The 17,434-nt window shown below is 73.8% G+C and carries 13 protein-coding genes; 3 read left to right on the plus strand and 10 right to left on the minus strand.

Annotated elements, in window-relative coordinates; translation table 11 throughout:
* Positions 1 to 114: 114 nt before the first annotated feature.
* Entirely contained in the window at positions 115 to 711 is a 597-nt protein-coding gene (locus FHS38_RS09625; RefSeq protein WP_184732831.1) for a M48 metallopeptidase family protein, read from the minus strand.
* 301 nt (positions 712 to 1,012) lie between these two features.
* On the opposite strand from FHS38_RS09625, the gene FHS38_RS09630 reads away from it, so the two are divergent.
* Positions 1,013 to 2,185: a ThiF family adenylyltransferase gene (locus tag FHS38_RS09630; RefSeq protein WP_184733388.1), complete on the plus strand. Its 1,173-nt coding sequence runs from the start codon at positions 1,013 to 1,015 to the stop codon at positions 2,183 to 2,185.
* Positions 2,186 to 2,227: 42 nt separating this feature from the next.
* Positions 2,228 to 3,592 carry an ABC1 kinase family protein gene (locus FHS38_RS09635; protein WP_184732833.1) on the plus strand — a complete coding sequence of 455 codons (1,365 nt, stop codon included), beginning with the start codon at positions 2,228 to 2,230 and terminating at the stop codon, positions 3,590 to 3,592.
* Between the two features lie 39 nt (positions 3,593 to 3,631).
* On the opposite strand, the gene FHS38_RS09640 is transcribed toward FHS38_RS09635, so the two are convergent.
* From FHS38_RS09640 to FHS38_RS09660, 5 genes are all read right to left on the minus strand, one after another.
* Complete coding sequence (locus tag FHS38_RS09640) at positions 3,632 to 3,841, minus strand: hypothetical protein (protein WP_221494890.1); 210 nt, start codon at positions 3,839 to 3,841, stop codon at positions 3,632 to 3,634.
* Positions 3,842 to 3,973: 132 nt separating this feature from the next.
* Positions 3,974 to 4,300 carry a putative WhiB-interacting protein gene (locus tag FHS38_RS09645; protein ID WP_184732835.1) on the minus strand — a complete coding sequence of 109 codons (327 nt, stop codon included), beginning with the start codon at positions 4,298 to 4,300 and terminating at the stop codon, positions 3,974 to 3,976.
* Positions 4,297 to 4,659 (minus strand): WhiB family transcriptional regulator, encoded by a 363-nt coding sequence (locus FHS38_RS09650; RefSeq protein ID WP_130879785.1) that lies wholly within the window; start codon positions 4,657 to 4,659, stop codon positions 4,297 to 4,299. The genes FHS38_RS09645 and FHS38_RS09650 overlap by 4 nt, the downstream gene beginning before the upstream one ends.
* A gap of 128 nt (positions 4,660 to 4,787) precedes the next feature.
* Complete coding sequence (locus tag FHS38_RS09655) at positions 4,788 to 5,081, minus strand: hypothetical protein (protein ID WP_184732837.1); 294 nt, start codon at positions 5,079 to 5,081, stop codon at positions 4,788 to 4,790.
* A 143-nt stretch (positions 5,082 to 5,224) separates the two neighbouring features.
* On the minus strand, positions 5,225 to 7,432 hold the full coding sequence (locus FHS38_RS09660) for an ATP-dependent DNA helicase UvrD2 (protein WP_184732839.1): 2,208 nt from the start codon (positions 7,430 to 7,432) through the stop codon (positions 5,225 to 5,227).
* A 146-nt stretch (positions 7,433 to 7,578) separates the two neighbouring features.
* Between FHS38_RS09660 and FHS38_RS09665 the strand changes: the two genes are divergently transcribed.
* Positions 7,579 to 7,836, plus strand: coding sequence for a glutaredoxin family protein (locus FHS38_RS09665; RefSeq protein WP_130879783.1), 258 nt, complete (start codon positions 7,579 to 7,581; stop codon positions 7,834 to 7,836).
* Positions 7,837 to 7,847: 11 nt separating this feature from the next.
* Here the strand turns inward: FHS38_RS09665 and nudC are convergent, their stop codons facing one another.
* The 4 genes from nudC to FHS38_RS09685 all read right to left on the minus strand — a co-directional run bounded on the left by nudC (position 7,848) and on the right by FHS38_RS09685 (position 17,295).
* Positions 7,848 to 8,789 (minus strand): NAD(+) diphosphatase, encoded by a 942-nt coding sequence (gene nudC, locus FHS38_RS09670; RefSeq protein WP_184732841.1) that lies wholly within the window; start codon positions 8,787 to 8,789, stop codon positions 7,848 to 7,850.
* A gap of 62 nt (positions 8,790 to 8,851) precedes the next feature.
* Entirely contained in the window at positions 8,852 to 10,252 is a 1,401-nt protein-coding gene (locus FHS38_RS09675) for a dipeptidase (protein ID WP_184732843.1), read from the minus strand.
* Between the two features lie 46 nt (positions 10,253 to 10,298).
* Positions 10,299 to 13,907, minus strand: a complete 3,609-nt coding sequence (locus FHS38_RS09680; RefSeq protein WP_184732845.1) for a UvrD-helicase domain-containing protein — start codon at positions 13,905 to 13,907, stop codon at positions 10,299 to 10,301.
* A 73-nt stretch (positions 13,908 to 13,980) separates the two neighbouring features.
* A complete protein-coding gene (locus FHS38_RS09685; protein ID WP_184732847.1) occupies positions 13,981 to 17,295 on the minus strand; it encodes an ATP-dependent helicase in 3,315 nt (1,104 codons plus the stop codon).
* Positions 17,296 to 17,434: the final 139 nt, after the last annotated feature.

Genomic DNA, 17,434 nt, shown 5'->3' on the forward strand with positions numbered 1-17,434 from the left:
AGCCAGCGATTCCGGGGCGTGCGAGGGGCCGGGGAGGCGCGAGAGCGTGCGGGCCCGCGCCGCCCCGGGCAGGGGGCGGCGCCGGGCGGCCGGGGTGTCACGCACTCGGCGACGTCATTCGCTGCGAGCCGCGGGCAGATGCGGCAGCCGGTCGGCGGCGACCACACCTTCGAGGTATCCGCGGGCGCGCTCGGTGCGGGGATAGGCGTCGAGGAGCTCCCAGAAGCGCGGACCGTGCCCGGGGACCAGGAGGTGCGCCAACTCGTGAAGCAGGACGTAGTCCACGACGTACTCGGGCATGCCCTGGAGCCGGTGGGAGAGACGGATGCTGCCCTCGGCGGGGGTGCACGACCCCCATCGGGTGTTCTGATTGGTGACCCAGCGGACCGTGGCGGGGCGGGCGCGGCCGTCGAGGTACTGGCCGGAGAGCCGCTGCGCCCGGTCGGCCAGCTCGGCGTCGCCGAGCATCCGCTTGCTCTCCTGCGCCGCGAGTCTGTCGAGCATCACGCCCACCCAGCGCTTCTCCTCCGCCTCCGACATCCGGGCGGGGATGAGGACGACGGTGCGCTCACCCTCCCGGTAGGCGGAGACCGTTCTGCGGCGGCGCGAACTCCGGCGGACCTCGACCGCGTACGCCTCCGAGCCACTGGAGAGCGGGCTCGGGGCGCTGCGCGATGGTCTTGCGGCACTGTGCAGGGGGTCGACGGGCACGGCCCCGACGTTACCTGTTGGCGGCGCGTGAAGTCCCGCCCCTCGCTCGGTTGTCGGGGAAACACCCGCAGAGTGCACGGCTTGTATGACAATCACCCAGTGCTTGTGGACAACTTCGCACGGTGAGGGAGCGCGGCGCGCATGCTGAAGGCCGACCGAGGGGGAAGCCATGCAGACGAACTCCGCGCACCGAGCCGCCGAATGTCACGACGAGGAATTCCCGCCCCCGGGACGGCCGCGGCCTTTCGCCGTACGTCCCCGCACGCGCCCGGCCGGCGAGCCGCCCGGCTCCCCGCATCCGATGCTCAAGCCCGCACTGCGCCGGAGCTGGCGCGACCGCGAGACGGTGCAATTCGGGGTGGCTCCGGCCCACGCGGTGGTGGTCGGTCCGGTCGACACCGCGACCGGCAGCTTCCTGGGTCTGCTCGACGGGACCCGCGGTCTGCCGCTGCTCCGTGAGGCGGCGCGCGATCTCGGACTGCCGGACGGGCGGACGGACGCCCTGGTGGAGCGGCTGAGCCAGGCCGGGCTGCTCGACGACCCCCGGGGTGGCGGGGAGGCCGCCGCCACCCTGCGGGGCCGGGGCGCGGGCCTGGAGCGGCTGCGCCCGGACCTGGCCTCGCTGTCGGTGCTGCACCCCGAACCGGGGGCGGCGGCACGGCTGATGAGCGCACGGCAGGCGACGCGGGTTCAGGTGCGGGGCGCGGGGCGGGTGGGGGCGGCCGTCGCGGCGCTGCTGTCGGCGTCGGGGGTGGGCAGGGTCGATGTGCTGGACGGCGGCTGTGTCGAGCCGTGGGACGTGGCGCCCGGCGGGGTGGGCGCCGAGCGGGCCGGGGAGCGGCGGGACGCCGCCGCCCGCCGGGTGGTGCGGCAGGCCGCCCCGCTCCCCCGCCCCCGGGCCCGCGGCGGCGAGGGACGCGCCCGCGACGCCGGTGCGGCCGAGGACGGCGGTCCGCCGGACACCGGCCCGCCACCGCTGGCGCTGGTGGTGTTCGCTCCGCGCGACGGTCTCGCCGCCTACGCACCGGACCCCGCCGCGGCGGAGGAGCTCATCGCCTCGGGGACCCCGCATCTGTACGCCGGGGTCCTGGAGGCCACCGGGCTGGTGGGGCCACTGGTGCTGCCGGGCGGGTCGGCGTGCGCGGGCTGCATCGAGCGGGGGCGCGCCGAGCGGGACACGGCGTGGCCGCGGATGCTCGCCCAGTGGAGGTCGGGCCGGGGCGCGGGGGTACCGTCTTGCGACATGGCACTGGCCACGGTGGTGGCGGGGCTGACCGTGGCGAGGGCTCTGGCCTTTCTCGACGGTGGGTCCCCGGCGAGCGCGGGGGTCCGTCTGGAGCTGGCTCTGCCGGGTCCGGCCTGGTCTCCCCGGCCCGTCGAACCGCATCCGCGGTGCCCGTGCGGCGCGGCGGGATCTTCGTATCCCGGATATGCCTCGGCCGCGGGGGCACCGCACGGGACAATGAACGGGTAACCGCCGTCCGCGGCGTGGCTGTTCAGCTAGTTGGAGGGGCGCATGTCTGATCTACCCCGCAAGGCGGTCACCCGTACCGCCAAGTTGGCCGCGCTGCCACTGGGGTTCGCGGGGCGCACGGCGCTCGGACTCGGAAAACGCATCGGCGGACGGCCCGCGGAGCTGATCGCGGCGGAGTTGCAACAGCGCACGGCCGAACAGCTCTTCGCGACCCTCGGTCAGCTCAAGGGGGGTGCGATGAAGCTGGGTCAGGCCCTGTCCGTCTTCGAGTCGGCGCTCCCCGAGCAGATCGCCGGTCCCTACCGGGCGGCGCTCACCAAGCTCCAGGAGGCCGCGCCACCGCTGCCGTCGAAGTCGGTGCACGCGGCCCTGGCGGAGCGGCTCGGCGAGGACTGGCGGGATCTGTTCGAGAAGTTCGACGACCAGCCCGCGGCGGCGGCGTCGATCGGGCAGGTGCACCGGGCGGTCTGGCACGACGGGCGCGAGGTCGCGGTCAAGGTGCAGTATCCGGGGGCGGGCGAGGCCCTGCTCTCCGATCTGACGCAACTGGGCCGCTTCGCCCGGCTGCTGGGGCCGTTGATCCCCGGTATGGACATCAAGCCCCTCATCGCCGAGCTGCGCGACCGGGTGTCCGAGGAGCTGGACTACGAGCTGGAGGCCCGGGCCCAGGACGCGCACGCGTCGGAGTTCGCGGGCGACGCGGATGTGACGGTGCCGGCCGTGGTGCACCAGAGCGACCAGGTGCTGGTGACGGAGTGGCTCGAGGGGGTGCCGCTGTCCGAGGTGATAGCGGACGGCACTCCGGAGCAGCGGGACCGGGCGGGCCAGCTGCTGGCACGGTTCCTCTTTTCGGGCGCCGCCCGGACGGGTCTGCTGCACGCCGATCCGCACCCGGGCAATTTCCGGCTGATCACCGGGGACCACCCGGACGGCCCGCCGGAGAAGTGGCGGCTGGGCGTGCTGGACTTCGGCACCGTGGACCGGCTGCCGCAGGGCCTGCCGCCGGAGATCGGCACCGCGCTGCGGCTGACGCTGGACGGCGAGGCGGAGGCGGTCCACGAGCTGCTGCGGGGAGAGGGGTTCGTCAAGCCGGAGATCGAGCTGGAGCCCGGTGCGGTGCTGGACTATCTGCTGCCGATCATCGAGCCGGCCCAGGTGGAGGAGTTCACCTTCACCCGGAGCTGGTTGCGCGCCCAGGCGACCCGGATCGCCGATCCCCGCTCCCCCGCCTATCAACTGGCCCGGCAGCTCAATCTGCCCCCGGCGTATCTGTTGATACACCGGGTGACGATGAGCACGATCGGCGTGCTGTGTCAGCTGGGTGCGACCGTGCGGTTGCGGGAGGAGATGGAGGCGTGGGTGCCCGGCTTCGCGGCGGTCGACGAGAGCCGCGAAGCGCCCGCCTGACGGCCCCGGGCCGGGGTCGGGGTCGGGGTCAGGTGGGGGTCACCACCAGGAGGAGTCGAGACGGCTCTCGATCGATCTGATGTTGGCGCGAGCACAGTCGTCGCAGAAGTAGCTGCGGCGGCCGTTCTCGACGGAGCAGGTCCAGGTCGGCGGCGTACCGTCGGCGGTGGTGCCACAGCGAGCGCACACGGCTTTCTCGGTGGCCTCAGGGTCCAACTGCACTGATTCATGCGTGTTCTTCTGGTCCACCTCCCAGACGATATCCCCGCGAACAGGCCGTGAGGGCACAACGCACCCAACGCAGCGCGGGGCCGGTCCGAACGGACCGGCCCCGCGGGTGTCTCGTGGTAAAGCGGCCACTACCGCCGACCGAGCTGTCGCTCAGTGCATGACGGCCATGGCCAGGGCCCGGCGGGCACGCAGCGAGGCGCGCTCGGCGCGCCGCTGCATCCGCCGGGCGGCGGCCAGCCGAACGGCGCTGCGTTCGGACTCGGCCTCCCGGAGGCGTTCATGCATATGGGCACGGGCCAGGGCTTCTGGGATGAGTTGCATTTCGAGGTTCCTGTTCTGGCGCGACGCGGTCGCACTGGAGGTGTCACGGGTGGGGGTCTTCGAGCCGGCCGGCTCGTGGGACGGGCGCTGCATCGTCGGATCCTGCTTCTTGGGGTCGTGCGTGGTGGGGCGGTCGATGGTGCCGAGGGTGTTCATGCGGCGACCGGGTTCTTGCGCGGACGCCCACGCGGACGCTTGCGGGCCACGACCACGCCCTGGACGAACAGCTCGCCGCCCCAGACGCCCCACGGCTCACGGCGGTCCTTGGCGCCGGCCAGGCAGGCCTCACGCAGCGGACAGGTCTGGCAGAGCGACTTGGCGTACTCGACGTCGGCCGGGGTCTCGGCGAAGAAGACCTCGGGGTCATAGCTGCGGCACGGGACCGGGACGCCGAGGTTCTCAATGGCGTCGTCGAGCTCGGTGAGGGCGGTGAGGGGAGTCAAGGTGTCCTCCGTGGGGACAGGCGGGGGGATCAGGTCGGTCGCTACGGACGGGGTGTGTGCCTTGAGTTGCACGGTGTTGTTTCCTCGTCTGTTGTTCCGGCTGGTGGCCGGGCTGGCGCCCCGGTTGGGGGCAAACAAAAGGGCCGCGGATCCCGGTGTGGGTTCCGCGGCCCTGGAAGGTGCCGACCTGATCATGCCGATCAGGCTGGATCTCTCCAGGGTTCGAGCCCACGGAAGGCCCACATCGTGTGGTGCTGGTGCTGCTGCGCGTTCAGGGATCCGGCGCCATTGATCGTCACTACGGGTGCATAGGCCTGGGCCTGTGCCGTCCCCGCTGCCTTAATCGCAGACGCCTTGCTCGGTCGCTCCTCGATGAGTTCCGCGCCGCCGAAGGGCAGACCGGTGCCCCGGAGGGAACCGAAAGAACCGCCGAGCGGGCAGGTGGCGACGACCGAGCGATCGGTCATTTTGTTGAAGCTCATGAAGCTGATCATTGGTCTCCGCCTCCTCTCGGCGTCTCGGGGGACCGGTCGAAACCAGTCCGGGACAGTTCAGTACAGCACGGAACCAGCGGCTCTTGGAAGAACCGCGGTTTCCCTGCTCGGAAGGCTATGGGTATGCCGTCCGCGCGCGCAAACTATTTTTCGGGAGAGTCTTCGGTCGTGTCCTGTGGCACGTCCGACGAGCTCGGCTCACGGCCGGAGCAGAGAGCCAGGACGTCGGCACCGAACTTGTCGAGCTTCCGTCCTCCGACACCTGAGATGCAGGAAAGCTCCGATTCGGTTCCCGGTACGGCCTCGGCAATCGCGAGCAGTGTCTTGTCGGTGAAGACGCAGTAGGCGGGCTGGCCCAGCCGCTCGGCCTGTCCGGCCCGCCAGTCGCGCAGTCGTTCGTAGAGCGCCTCGTCAAGCTCCGAGGGGCAGTCCTCGCAGCGCATCAGTTTGATCTCGCCCGCGTCGGTCAACGTCCGCCCGCAGACCCGGCACAGGGCGGGTCCGCGCCGCTTGCGCCGGGCGGCGGCACCGCGCTCCACGCCACCCTGGCCGACCGCGCCGGCGGTTCCCGGGCGGGGCGCGGCGGAGCCCGGCCGCAGCCCGTTCAGGAAACGGCTGGGGCGCCGGGACGCACGGCCGCCGGGAGCGCGGGAGAGCGCCCAGGAGAGGGAGAGATGACGGCGGGCCCGGGTGACGCCGACATAGAGGAGACGGCGCTCCTCCTCGACCTGCTCATCGGTCTTGGCGTAAGTGATCGGCATCATGCCTTCGGTGAGCCCGACCAGGAAGACGGCGTCCCACTCCAGGCCCTTGGCCGCGTGAAGTGAGGCGAGAGTCACACCCTCCACGGTCGGCGCGTGCTGGGCGGAGGCCCGCTCGTCCAGCTCGGCGACGAGATCGGCGAGGGTGGCGGCCGGCTTGGCCCGAACGAAGTCCTCGGCGAGCCGCACCAGGGCCGCGAGGGACTCCCAGCGGTCGCGGACCGCGCCCGAACCGGCGGGCGGCTCGGCCGTCCACCCACGGGTGCCGAGCACGGCGCGCACCTGGGAGGGCACGTCGTCGGCGTCGGCGAGCTGTGCGTCCGCACCGCCGGCGCGGGCCGCGCCCCGCAGCAGCAGCCCGGCCTCGCGCACCTCGGGCCGCTCGAAGAACCGCTCGGCGCCGCGCAGCTGATAGGGCACCCCGGCGTCGGCGAGGGCCTGCTCGTAGACCTCGGACTGGGCGTTGATGCGGTAGAGGATCGCGATCTCGCTCGCGGGCACCCCGGAGTCGATCAGATCCCGGACCCGGCGGGCGGTGCCCTCGGCCTCGGCGGGCTCGTCCCCGTACGCGCAGTAATGGGGCTCGGGGCCGGACTCGCGCTGGGAGACCAGCTCCAGGCGGTGCTCCGCGGCCCGGCCGCGCGCCTGGGACAGCAGGCCGTTGGCGAGGCGCACCACCTGGGGGGTGGAGCGGTAGTCGCGGATCAGCTTCACGACCGTGGCGCGCGGATGGCGGGTGCGGAAGTCGAGCAGATAGTCCGGGGTGGCGCCGGTGAAGGAGTAGATGGTCTGGCTGGCGTCGCCGACGACGCACAGATTGTCCCGGTCCCCGAGCCACAGCTCCAGCAGCCGCTGCTGGAGCGGGCTGACGTCCTGGTACTCGTCGACGACGAAGTGCTGGTACTGGCGGCGGACCGTCTCGGCGATGTCGTGCCGGTCCTGGAGGACGCCGACGGTCAGCAGCAGCACGTCCTCGAAGTCGATCACTCCGCGGTCGCGCTTGAGCTGCTCGTACATGCCGTAGATCCGGGCGATCTCGGCGGGATCGCGGGGGGCCTCGCGGCCGGTCTTGGCGGCGGCGGCCGGATAGTCCTCGGGGACCGTCTGGGTGACCTTCGACCACTCGATCTCGCCCGTCACATCGCGCAGCTCGTTGCGGTCGAGGCGGACCCGGCAGCGGGCGGCGGACTCCGCCACGAGCTGGATCTTGCGCTCGACGAGGCGGGGCACCTCACCGCCGACGGCCTTCGGCCAGAAGTACTGGAGCTGCCGCAGGGCGGCCGAGTGGAACGTGCGGGCCTGGACGCCGCCCGCGCCGAGCTGGCGCAGCCGGCCGCGCATCTCGCCCGCCGCGCGGTTGGTGAAGGTGACCGCGAGCACACTGGACGGCTGGAGCAGCCCGGACCGGACGCCGTACGCGATGCGATGGGTGATCGCCCGGGTCTTGCCCGTACCGGCTCCGGCCAGCACGCACACCGGTCCGCTCAGGGCCGTGGCCACCTCGCGCTGCTCGGGGTCGAGCCCGTCGAGCACCGCGTCGGCAGAGTCAGGGACCTGCGGGAAGAGGGAGGAGTGCGTTGCTGCTGTCACCCCGCCATGCTGCCAGGTCGGCGGAGGCGACCGGGAATGTCGTCCACAGGCGTGGCCTGGCAGTCGTACTAATGCGGGAATGGTCGCGGGTAGGTGCGCGTTCTACCACCGGAAAAGCACCCATGAACGAAGGAGCGCGAGGTCGAATGTCGGGCACCGTGACGATGTACAGCACCACCTGGTGCGGCTACTGCCGCCGGCTGAAGAGCCAGATGGACCGCGAGGGGATCACCTACAACGAGGTCAACATCGAGCTCGACGCCGACTCGGCGGCCTTCGTGGAGAAGGCGAACGGCGGCAACCAGACGGTCCCCACCGTTCTGGTCGTCCCCCCGAACGGTGGCGATCACATCGTCATGACGAACCCGAGCCTCGCCCAGGTGAAGCAGGCCCTCGCGGTCTGACGCTTCCCGCGTCAGCTCTGGCTCTGCGGCAGCGGTTCGCCGTACCAGAGCTCGATCAGGCGGGCCGCGATCGAGATGCCCGTCGGAGGCAGCACCTCCCCGGACTCGAACGCGGCCCGCAGGTCCGCCCGTGAGAACCAGCGGGCCTCGTGGATCTCCTCGCCGTCCACCTGGATGTCGGAGGAGGTGGCCCGGGCCATGAAGCCCAGCATCAGACTGGACGGGAACGGCCACGGCTGGCTGGCGACGTACTCCACGTCACCGACCACCACGCCCGCCTCCTCGGCGACCTCGCGGCGCACGGCCTCCTCGATGGACTCGCCCGGCTCGACGAAGCCCGCGAGCGTCGAGAAGCGGCCCTCGGGCCAGTGCATCTGCCGGCCCAGCAGCGCCCTGTCCTCATGGTCCGTGACCAGCATGATCACGGCCGGGTCGGTGCGCGGGTAGTGCTCGGCACCACAGGCCGGGCAGCGGCGGATGTGGCCCGCGGCCGCGACGACCGTGCGCTCGCCGCAGCGCGAGCAGAAGCGGTGCAGCCGCTGCCAGTTCTCCAGGGCCACCGCGTGCACCAGCAGCCCGGCATCGCGCTGCGACAGCAGCAGGCCCGCCTCGCGCAGCCCCGCGGCGCGCGCCGACTGGTCCATCCGGCCCGGCAGGCTGTCCTTCTGCAGGGCGAAGTAGGCCACGCCCTTGTCGTCCTGGCCGAGGAAGTAGCGGTGCGTCTCGGTGACCGGCGCCTCGAAGGCCGGGGTCATCACCAGCTCGGTGCGGCCGTCCGGGGTGTCGTCGACGAGGACCTGGCCGCCGGAGACCACGAAGACCCGCGTGGAGGGGTGGCTCCACGCGGCGGAGAGCCACGCCTCGTCCAGCCGGTGGTGCGCGGCGCGGTCGATGCCGCTCGCACCACTGAGCGTGATGGGCCGGACGGCTGAGAGATCGGTCCAGGTGGTCACTGCTGCTTCCAACTCCCCCTACGAATGGTGGTTTGCATCACGGACGCGAGCGAAAGCCGGAGCTAACGCGCGCGCCCGTGCTCGGCGAGGTCGCCCCACAGGTAAGCGGCGGTCTCGACGCCCTTCATGAGCAGGTCCAGCTCGACCTTCTCGTTCGGCGCGTGCCAGCCGTCCGAAGGCACCGAGATGCCGAGGAACAGCACCGGGACGCCGAGCACGTCCTGGAGGTCGGCGGCCGGTCCGGAGCCGCCCTCGCGCGTGAAACGGACCTGCTGCCCGAAGGCGCGGCCCATGGCCCGGGCGACCGACTGCAGAGCCGGGTGGTCGAGCGGTGTCAGGCAGGGGCGGGTCGCGCCCCAGAAAGTGATCTCGTGCCGGATCCCCTCCGGCAGCCGGCTCGCGACCCAGTCCCGCACGGACTGCTGGACGCGGTCGGAGTCCTGGCCGGCGACGAGCCGGAAGGACAGCTTGAGCTGCGCGGCGGACGGCACGATGGTCTTTCCGCCGGGGCCCTGGTAGCCGCCGCCGATGCCGTTGACCTCGGCGGTGGGCCGGGCCCAGATCCGCTCCAGCGTGGTGTAGCCGCTCTCGCCGAGGGCGCCGTGCGAGTGGGCGGTGCGCAGCCACTGCTTCTCGTCGAAGGGCAGCTCGGCGAAGAGCTCGCGCTCGCGGTCGGTGAGCTCCACGACGCCGTCGTAGAAGCCGGGGATCGCCACGCGGCGGTCCTCGTCGTGCAGGGCGGCGACCAGTCGGGCGGCCTCGGTGGCCGGGTTGGGCACGGCGCCGCCGAAGGAACCGGAGTGGATGTCCTGGTCCGGTCCGTGGAGGTCGATCTGGCAGTCCGTGAGGCCGCGCATGCCGGTGCAGACGGTCGGGGTGTCCTCGGACCACATGCCGGTGTCGGAGACGATCACGGCGTCGCAGGCGAGACGGTCCGCGTGGGCGCGGATGAGGTCGGGGAAGTGCGCCGAACCCGACTCCTCCTCGCCCTCGATCAGGAGCTTGAGGTTGACGGCCGGCGCGGTACGGCCGGTCGCCGCCAGGTGGGCGCGGACGCCCAGGGTGTGGAAGAAGACCTGGCCCTTGTCGTCGGCGGCGCCGCGCGCGTACAGCCTGCCGTCCTTGACGACGGGCTCGAAGGGCTCGGTGTGCCAGCCGTCCTCGAGGGCGGCGGGCTGGACGTCGTGGTGGCCGTAGACCAGGACCGTCGGGGCGCCCTCGTCACCGGAGGGCCACTCGGCGTAGACCGCCGGGGCGCCGTCGGTCTCCCAGACCTCGGCGGTGGGGAAGCCGGTCTCGGTGAGCTTCGCGGCCAGCCAGTCCGCGCTGCGGCGGACGTCGGCGGCACGGCCGGGGTCGGCCGACACCGAGGGGATGCGCAGCCATTCGACGAGGTCGTCGAGGAAGGCGGCGCGGTGACCTTCGATGTACGCGCGGACGGCGTTGTCCGGGGTGTAGCTCATGGCATCGAGCCTAACCGGCCACACGGTGTGACCATGACCGGGTTTCTCACCCGTCCTCCCCGAGGAGGAGCCGCTCCAGGCCCGCGCGGTCCGGGAGGCCCCCGGGGCGGACGGTCTCGCCGTCGCGGACGTACACGAAGGCGGCGGCGACGGCGGACAGCGGCAGACCGTGCTGTTCGGCCCAGGCGAGGCGGTAGATCGCGAGCTGGAGCGGGTCGGCGTCGTGGTCGCGGTTCGTCTTCCAGTCGACGATCTCGTAGGTGTCGCCCTGCGGGCCGCGCTCGCGGTACACCGCGTCAATCCGGCCGCGGATCACTCGGCCCGCGAGAGTGAGCTGGACGGGCACCTCCACCCGGTAGGGGGTGCGCCGGGCGTAGGCGGTGCGCTCGAACGCCTCCTTGAGCTCGGCGAGGTCCCGCTCGTCGGCGATCTCCGGGGCGAGGCCGTCGGCGTCTTCGTCGTCGGCGCCGCCCGGCAGTTCCTCGGGGCCGAGCAGCGGGAGCGGCAGCTCTTCGAAGCGGGACTCCACCCAGGCGTGGAACCGGGTGCCGCGGCGCGCGGCGGGCTGCGGCGGGCGCGGCATGGGGCGGGCCAGCTCCCGCGCGAACCCGTCCGGGTCGGCGGCCAGTCTGACCAACTGCGAGGCGCTCAGCGACGACGGGACGACCACGTCCCGCACGCTCGCGCGGGCCCGCCGCAGCTCGCCCGCGAGCGCGTCCAGGTCCCGGTCCCAGGACCCGACGAGGCGGGCCTCCTCGGGCAGCAGCCGTGGCGGTCCGCCGTCCGGCACCGGCTCGGACGGGGCGTCCTCGGCCGGTTCCGGGTGCGGGCGGCCTCCGGCCGGGTCCGGGCGGGAGGCCGCGTGGTCAGGGTCGCCCGGCGCACGGCGGGGCGCGGGCAGCGCGGCGGCGGGGGCGGCCGGGCCCCCGGTGTCTTCGGTGCCTTCGGTCCCGGTCGGCTCCTCCGCCGGGCGCGTGGTGGGCAGGGTGTCCCACGCCGCGAGGTCGTCCTCGTACGCCTCGGCCTCGTACGCCTCGCCGAAAGCAGCCTCGTCGAACGACTCGTCGAACGCCTCGTCCTCCGGCGGCGGTGGCCAGTCCGGGTCGTGGGCGGTGGCGGCCGGGTGCGGGGCGTCGTGGACGGTCGCGGCGGGGTGGTCCTCCGGGTGGTCCGCCAGGCGGGCGAGGTGGGCCAGGACCGCGTCCGCCGCGGTCCGGCGGCGGGCGAGGGACGCGGAATCCAGGGGCAGCGGCCAGGACCGCTCCGCGGCCGACTCCTCCAGGGCCGGGTTCTCCTCGCCCTCCTCCGGCGCCTGCGCCCATGCCTCGATCTCGCCGTGGCCCGCCTCGCAGTGCTCGCGCAGGGCCTCGAGGAACGCGGACGGGCCGCGCGGCTTCTTCTGGCTCGGTCCCCACCAGTGGCCGGAGGCGAGGAGCAGCGACCGGGGCCGGGTGAAGGTGACGTAGCCGAGGCGGAGCTCCTCGATGCGCTGGTGTTCCTTCATGGCCGCCTTGAAGGCGGCGAGCCCCTTGGCGTCCCAGGCACGGACGTCGGGGAGGGTGTCCGCGTCGCCCCGCAGCGCGTGCGGCAGCACCTTCGCCTGGGCCGTCCAGGACTCGCGGGACTGCTCGCTGGGGAAGGTCTTCGTGACGAGGCCGGGGACCGCGACCACGTCCCACTCCAGGCCCTTGGACTTGTGGGCGGTGAGCACCTTGACGGTGTTCTCCCCACCGGGCAAGGAGCTGTCGAGACCCTTCTCGTACTGGGCGGCGGTGCGCAGGAAGCCGAGGAAGGCGAGCAGGGTGGCCTCGCCGTCGAGGGCGGCGAACCCCGCGGCGATGTCCAGGAACGAGGAGAGCGTCTCGCGGCGGCGGGCGGCCAGCGCGTGCGGCGAAGCGGAGAGTTCGACCTCCAGGCCGGTGGTGGCGAGCACCCGGTGGAGCACGTCCATGAGCGGGTCGGCCAGCGAGCGCCGCAGCTCGCGCAGCTCCCTGGCGAGCCGGGCGAAGCGGACGCGGGCCGCGGCGGAGAACGGCAGCCCGTCGTCCGGGCCGGCGGTCAGGAACGTGTCGAGGGCGTCGGCGAGCGACACGGCCTCGGCCGGGTCGACGCCTTCGACCGCCTCGGCGAGGCGCCGGTCGGGGTCCGAGCCCGCGCTGCCGTAGGGCACGAGCGTCCGCGCGCGGCGCCCGAGCAGCGCCAGGTCACGGGGGCCGATGCGCCAGCGGGGGCCGACCAGCAGCCGGACGAGCGCGGCGTTGGCCGTGGGGTCCTGGAGCACCTCGCAGACGGCGACGAGGTCGGCGATCTCCGGCAGGTGCAGCAGCCCGGACAGGCCGACGACCTCCACCGGGACGTCCCGCTCGACGAGCGCGCCCTGGATCTGCGCGAAGTCGACGGCGGTGCGGCACAGCACCGCGATGTCACCGGGCCGGGTGCCCGTACGCACCAGGTGGGCGAGGGAGTCCGCGAGCCAGTCCAGCTCCTCGGCGTGGGTGGGCAGCAGGGCGCAGCGCACCACGCCGTCGCGCTCGGCGCCGGGGGCGGGCCGCAGGGCCCGGGCCCCTTCGTGGCGCTCCCGCAGCGGGGCGGCCAGGCCGTTGGCCAGCTCCAGGAGCCGGCCGCCGCTGCGGCGGTTCTCGCTGAGCGCGAAGCGCTGGGCGGGGCGCCCGTCGGCGTACGGGAAGTGGTGCGGGAAGTCGTCGAGGTTGGCCACGGAGGCCCCGCGCCAGCCGTAGATGGCCTGGCAGGGGTCGCCGACGGCGGTGACGGCGTGCCCCGTGCCCCCGCCGAAGAGGCCAGCGAGCAGCAGCCGCTGGGCCACGGAGGTGTCCTGGTATTCGTCGAGGAGGACGACCGCGAACTGCTCGCGCAGGATCCGCCCGACCTCCGGCCGGCTGCCGGCCAGCTCGGCGGACAGGGCGATCTGGTCGCCGAAGTCGAGGAGGTCCCGTGCCCGCTTCTCCTTGCGGTAGGCGGCGACCAGGCCGAGGAGTTCGCGGCGGGCGCGGGCGGTCTCGGGCACCTGGCGCAGCTCGGCGTTGGAGAGCTTGGCGCTCTCGAGGGCGGTCAGCAGCTCGGTGTCGTACGCCCGGAGGTCCTCGGGGCGTACGAGGTGCTCGGCGAGTTCGCCGTCGAGGGCGAGGAGGTCGGAGACGAGGTCGCCGAAGGAGCGGGTGAGCGCGGGATGGGGGCCGGGCGAGGTGCGCAGCACGCGGGCGGCGAGCTGGAAGCGGGTGGCGTCGGCGAGCAGCCGGGAGGTGGGCTCCAGGCCGATGCGCAGGCCGTGCTCCTTCAGGAGCCGGCCGGCGAAGGCGTGGTACGTGGAGATCTGCGGGTCGCCGGGCGCCCGGTCGGGGTCGCTCGGCTCGGGGTCGGTGACGCCCGCCTCGACGAGGGCCTTGCGCACCCGCTCGGACAGCTCGCCCGCCGCCTTGTTGGTGAAGGTGAGGCCGAGGACCTGCTCGGGCGCGACCTGCCCGGTGCCGACGAGCCAGACCACGCGGGCGGCCATGACGGTGGTCTTGCCCGAACCGGCTCCGGCCACGATGACCTGCGGGGCGGGCGGCGCGGTGATGCAGGCCGTCTGCTCCGGGGTGAACGGAATGCCGAGCAGCTCCTTGAGCTGCTCGGGGTCGGTCAGGCGCGGGGTCACACGAAAACGCTAACGGCCCGCACTGACATCGTTGAACTCCGCAGGTCAGACCCCTCGCCCTGCACGCAACGGATCACTCCACGACCTGGCGGCCCTCCGGCCGGGCCGTACAGGAGGCGCGGAAGGAGCAGTGGGTGCAGTGCCGGCCCGGGCGCGGGGCGAAGCGCTCCTCCAGGACACGGCCGGCCGCCTCGGCGAGGAGACCGCTGATCCACTCGCCCTCCCCCAGCGGGTCCTGCGCCTGCACCTTGGGGACGGCGTCGCCGCCCTCCTTCTTCGCGGCCCCCTGCCGCAGCTGTACGAGTTCCGCGCCGCCCGCCGTCGGGCGCTCCCCGCCGAAGAGGTCGTCGACGGCGCCCTGCTCGACCGCGAGCTGGTAGACGGCGAGCTGGGGGTGGTGGGCCACGTCGTTCGCGGAGACCGCGCCCTTGCCGGTCTTGAAGTCGACGACGTAGGCGCGGCCGTGGGCGTCCGTCTCCACCCGGTCCATGGAGCCCCGGACGCGCACCCGGTAGTCCCCGGTGGCGGTCAGGGTGACGTCGAAGGAGTGCTCGGTCGCCACGGGGGTGCGGCCGCCGCGCTCCATCACGTGCCAGCGCAGGAACCGCTCCAGGGCCGCGCGGGCGTTCTCCTTCTCCTGCGTCGACTTCCAGGGCGCGTCGAAGGCCAGCGCGTCCCACACGGAGTCGAGGCGTTCCATGAGGACGGCGAGGTCGGCCGGGGTGCGCCCGGAGGCGACCTCGTCGGCGAGCACGTGCACGACGTTGCCGAAGCCCTGGGCGGCGGTGGCGGGGGCGTCCGCCTTCACCTCGCGGCCGAGGAACCACTGGAGCGAGCAGGTGTTGGCCAGTTGGTCGAGGGCGGAGCCGGACAGGGCGACGGGGTGTTCCCGGTCGCGCAGCGGTGCCTCGCTGTGCGTCGGCTCGTCCAGGCCCCACCAGCGGTAGGGGTGGGCGGCGGGGACGAGGGGCTGGCCCTCGTCGTCGCTCAGCGCCGCGAGCCGGGCGAGCCGCTCGGCCGCCGCGGCCCGTAGGGCGTCCGAGGCGTCGGGGTCGACGGTGGTGGCGCGCAGTTCGGCGACGAGCGCGGCGACGGCCAGGGGGCGGCGCGGCCGCTGGGTGACGTCGACGGGCTCGGTGCCCAGCTCGGCCAGGAACCGGGAGGGCTGGTCGCCGTCCTCCGCGGCAGCCTTGACGGCGGTGACGACCACGCGCTCGCGCGCACGCGTGGCGGCCACGTAGAACAGGCGGCGCTCCTCGGCGAGCAGCGCGCCGGGGCTGAGCGGCTCGGCGAGGCCGTCGCGTCCGATGCGGTCGGCCTCCAGGAGCGAGCCCCGGCGCCGCAGGTCCGGCCAGAGGCCTTCCTGGACGCCCGCGACGACGACCAACCGCCACTCCAGGCCCTTGGAACGGTGCGCGGTCATGAGGCGTACGGCGTCGGGTCGCAGGGCCCTGCGGGTGAGGGTGTCGGCGGCGATGTCCTGGGCGTCGAGCTCGTCCAGGAAGTTCAGGGCGCCCCGGCCGCCGGTGCGCTCCTCCGCGCGGGCGGCCGTCTCGAACAGCGCGCACACCGCGTCCAGGTCCCGGTCCGCGTTCCGCCCGCCGGCTCCGCCGCGGCGGGCGGCTCGCTCCAGCCGCTCCGGCCAGGTGGTGCCGTTCCACAGCTCCCAGAGCGCCTCTTCGGCGGTGCCGCCGCCTTCGAGGAGCGCGCGGGCGGTGCGCAGGAGGGCGCCCAGGCGCTGCGCGCCCCGCGCGTAGGACGGGTCGTGCGCCACGAGGCGCTCCGGTTCCGCGAGGGCCTCCGCGATCAGTACGTCCGAGGGGCGCGGCACGGCGTGGCCCGCGGCGCGTTCCTCGTCCCGCAGGGCGCGGCCCAGCTTGCGCAGGTCGGCGGCGTCCATGCCGCCGAGCGGCGAGGTGAGCAGGGTGAGTGCGGTCTCGGGGTCGAGCGGGGCCGCCTGGGGGGAGGGACCGGACGGGTCGACGGGGCCGGACGGTCCCGACGGTTCGGCCACCGCCCGCAGTGCCGTCAGCAGCGGGGAGACCGCCGGTTCGTGGCGCAGCGGCAGGTCGTCGCCGTCGACCTCCACGGGGACGCCCGCCGAGGTCAGGGCGCGGCGCAGGCCCGGTATGGAGCGGGCGCCCGCGCGGACGAGGACGGCCATGTCGTGCCAGGGGACGCCGTCCTCCAGGTGGGCGCGGCGCAGGATGTCGGCGATGTTGTCGACCTCGGCGCCCGGCGTCGGGTAGGTGTACGCCTCCACCCGGCCGCCTTCGCGGACGGCCGTCAGCTCCCGGTGGGCGCGCACGGCCCGCGCCGGGAGGCGGGTGAGCGGCATCCGGCGGGTGAGCAGCCGGGTCGCGGCGAGGAGGCCGGCGCCGGAGCGGCGGGAGACGGTGAGGACCTCGACCGGGGCGGCGGAGCCGTCCCGGCGGGGGAAGGCGTCGGGGAAGTCGAGGATGCCGTTCACGTCGGCGCCCCGGAAGGCGTAGATCGACTGGTCGGGGTCGCCGAAGGCGACCAGGGTGCGCCCGCCGCCCGCGAGCGCGCGCAGCAGGCGCACCTGGGCGGCGTCGGTGTCCTGGTACTCGTCCACGAAGACCGCGTCGTAGCGCAGGGCCAGCTCGGCGGCGACGTCGGGCTGCTCCGCGAGCAGCACGGCCCGGTGGACGAGTTCGGCGTAGTCGAGCACTCCGCGCATGTCGAGCACGTCGAGGTACTCGGCGAGGAAGGACGCGGCGGCACGCCAGTCGGGGCGGCCGGTGCGGGCGGCGAAGGCGCCGAGGGCCCCGGGGCCGAGCCCCAGCTCGCGGCTGCGCGCGAGGACCGCGCGGACCTCGTCGGCGAAGCCGCGCGTGGTCAGGCACGCGCGCAGCTCGTCGGGCCAGCCCACCGCCTCGCGCCCGGCGCGCTCCAGCTCGGCCTGTCCGGCGAGCAGCTCGCGCACGACGACGTCCTGCTCGGGTCCGGACAGCAGCCGCAGGGGGTCGATGAAGAGGTCCACGTCCTGGTGGGCGCGGACCAGGGCGTAGCAGTACGAGTGGAATGTCGTGGCCCGCAGGCCGTGGGCGGCGCCCAGCCGGGCGGCCATCCGGTCCCGGAGTTCGACCGCGGCCTTGCGGCTGAAGGTGAGGACGAGGATCCGCTCGGGGTCGGTGCCCCGCCGCACCCGCTCGGCGACCGCCTCGACGAGCGTCGTCGTCTTGCCCGTGCCCGGCCCGGCGAGCACCAGCAGCGGGCCGTCCCGGTGGTCAACCACGGCGCGCTGTCGTGCGTCCAGCTCAGGAGGGCCCACCGGGCCCGGCCGGGTACGCACGAGGCGGTACGCGCCCGAAGAGGGCCGCCGCAGCTGCTGCTGCTGCGAGCGGGACGATACGGAGGAGCTCACGTGGGTTGCCGGTCCTGGTGGAGGTGCGGGGTGACGTACGGCCGTACGGGCCGGGAAGCGGCCTGGGGGTGAGGCGGGGCAGACGACGGAGGGCGGTCCCCGACGCTACGCCAGGAGGCACCCCGGGCGCAGGGCGTCC

It is taken from the genome of Streptomyces netropsis (genome assembly GCF_014203545.1).
GTDB classification, from domain to species: Bacteria; Actinomycetota; Actinomycetes; order Streptomycetales; family Streptomycetaceae; genus Streptomyces; species Streptomyces netropsis.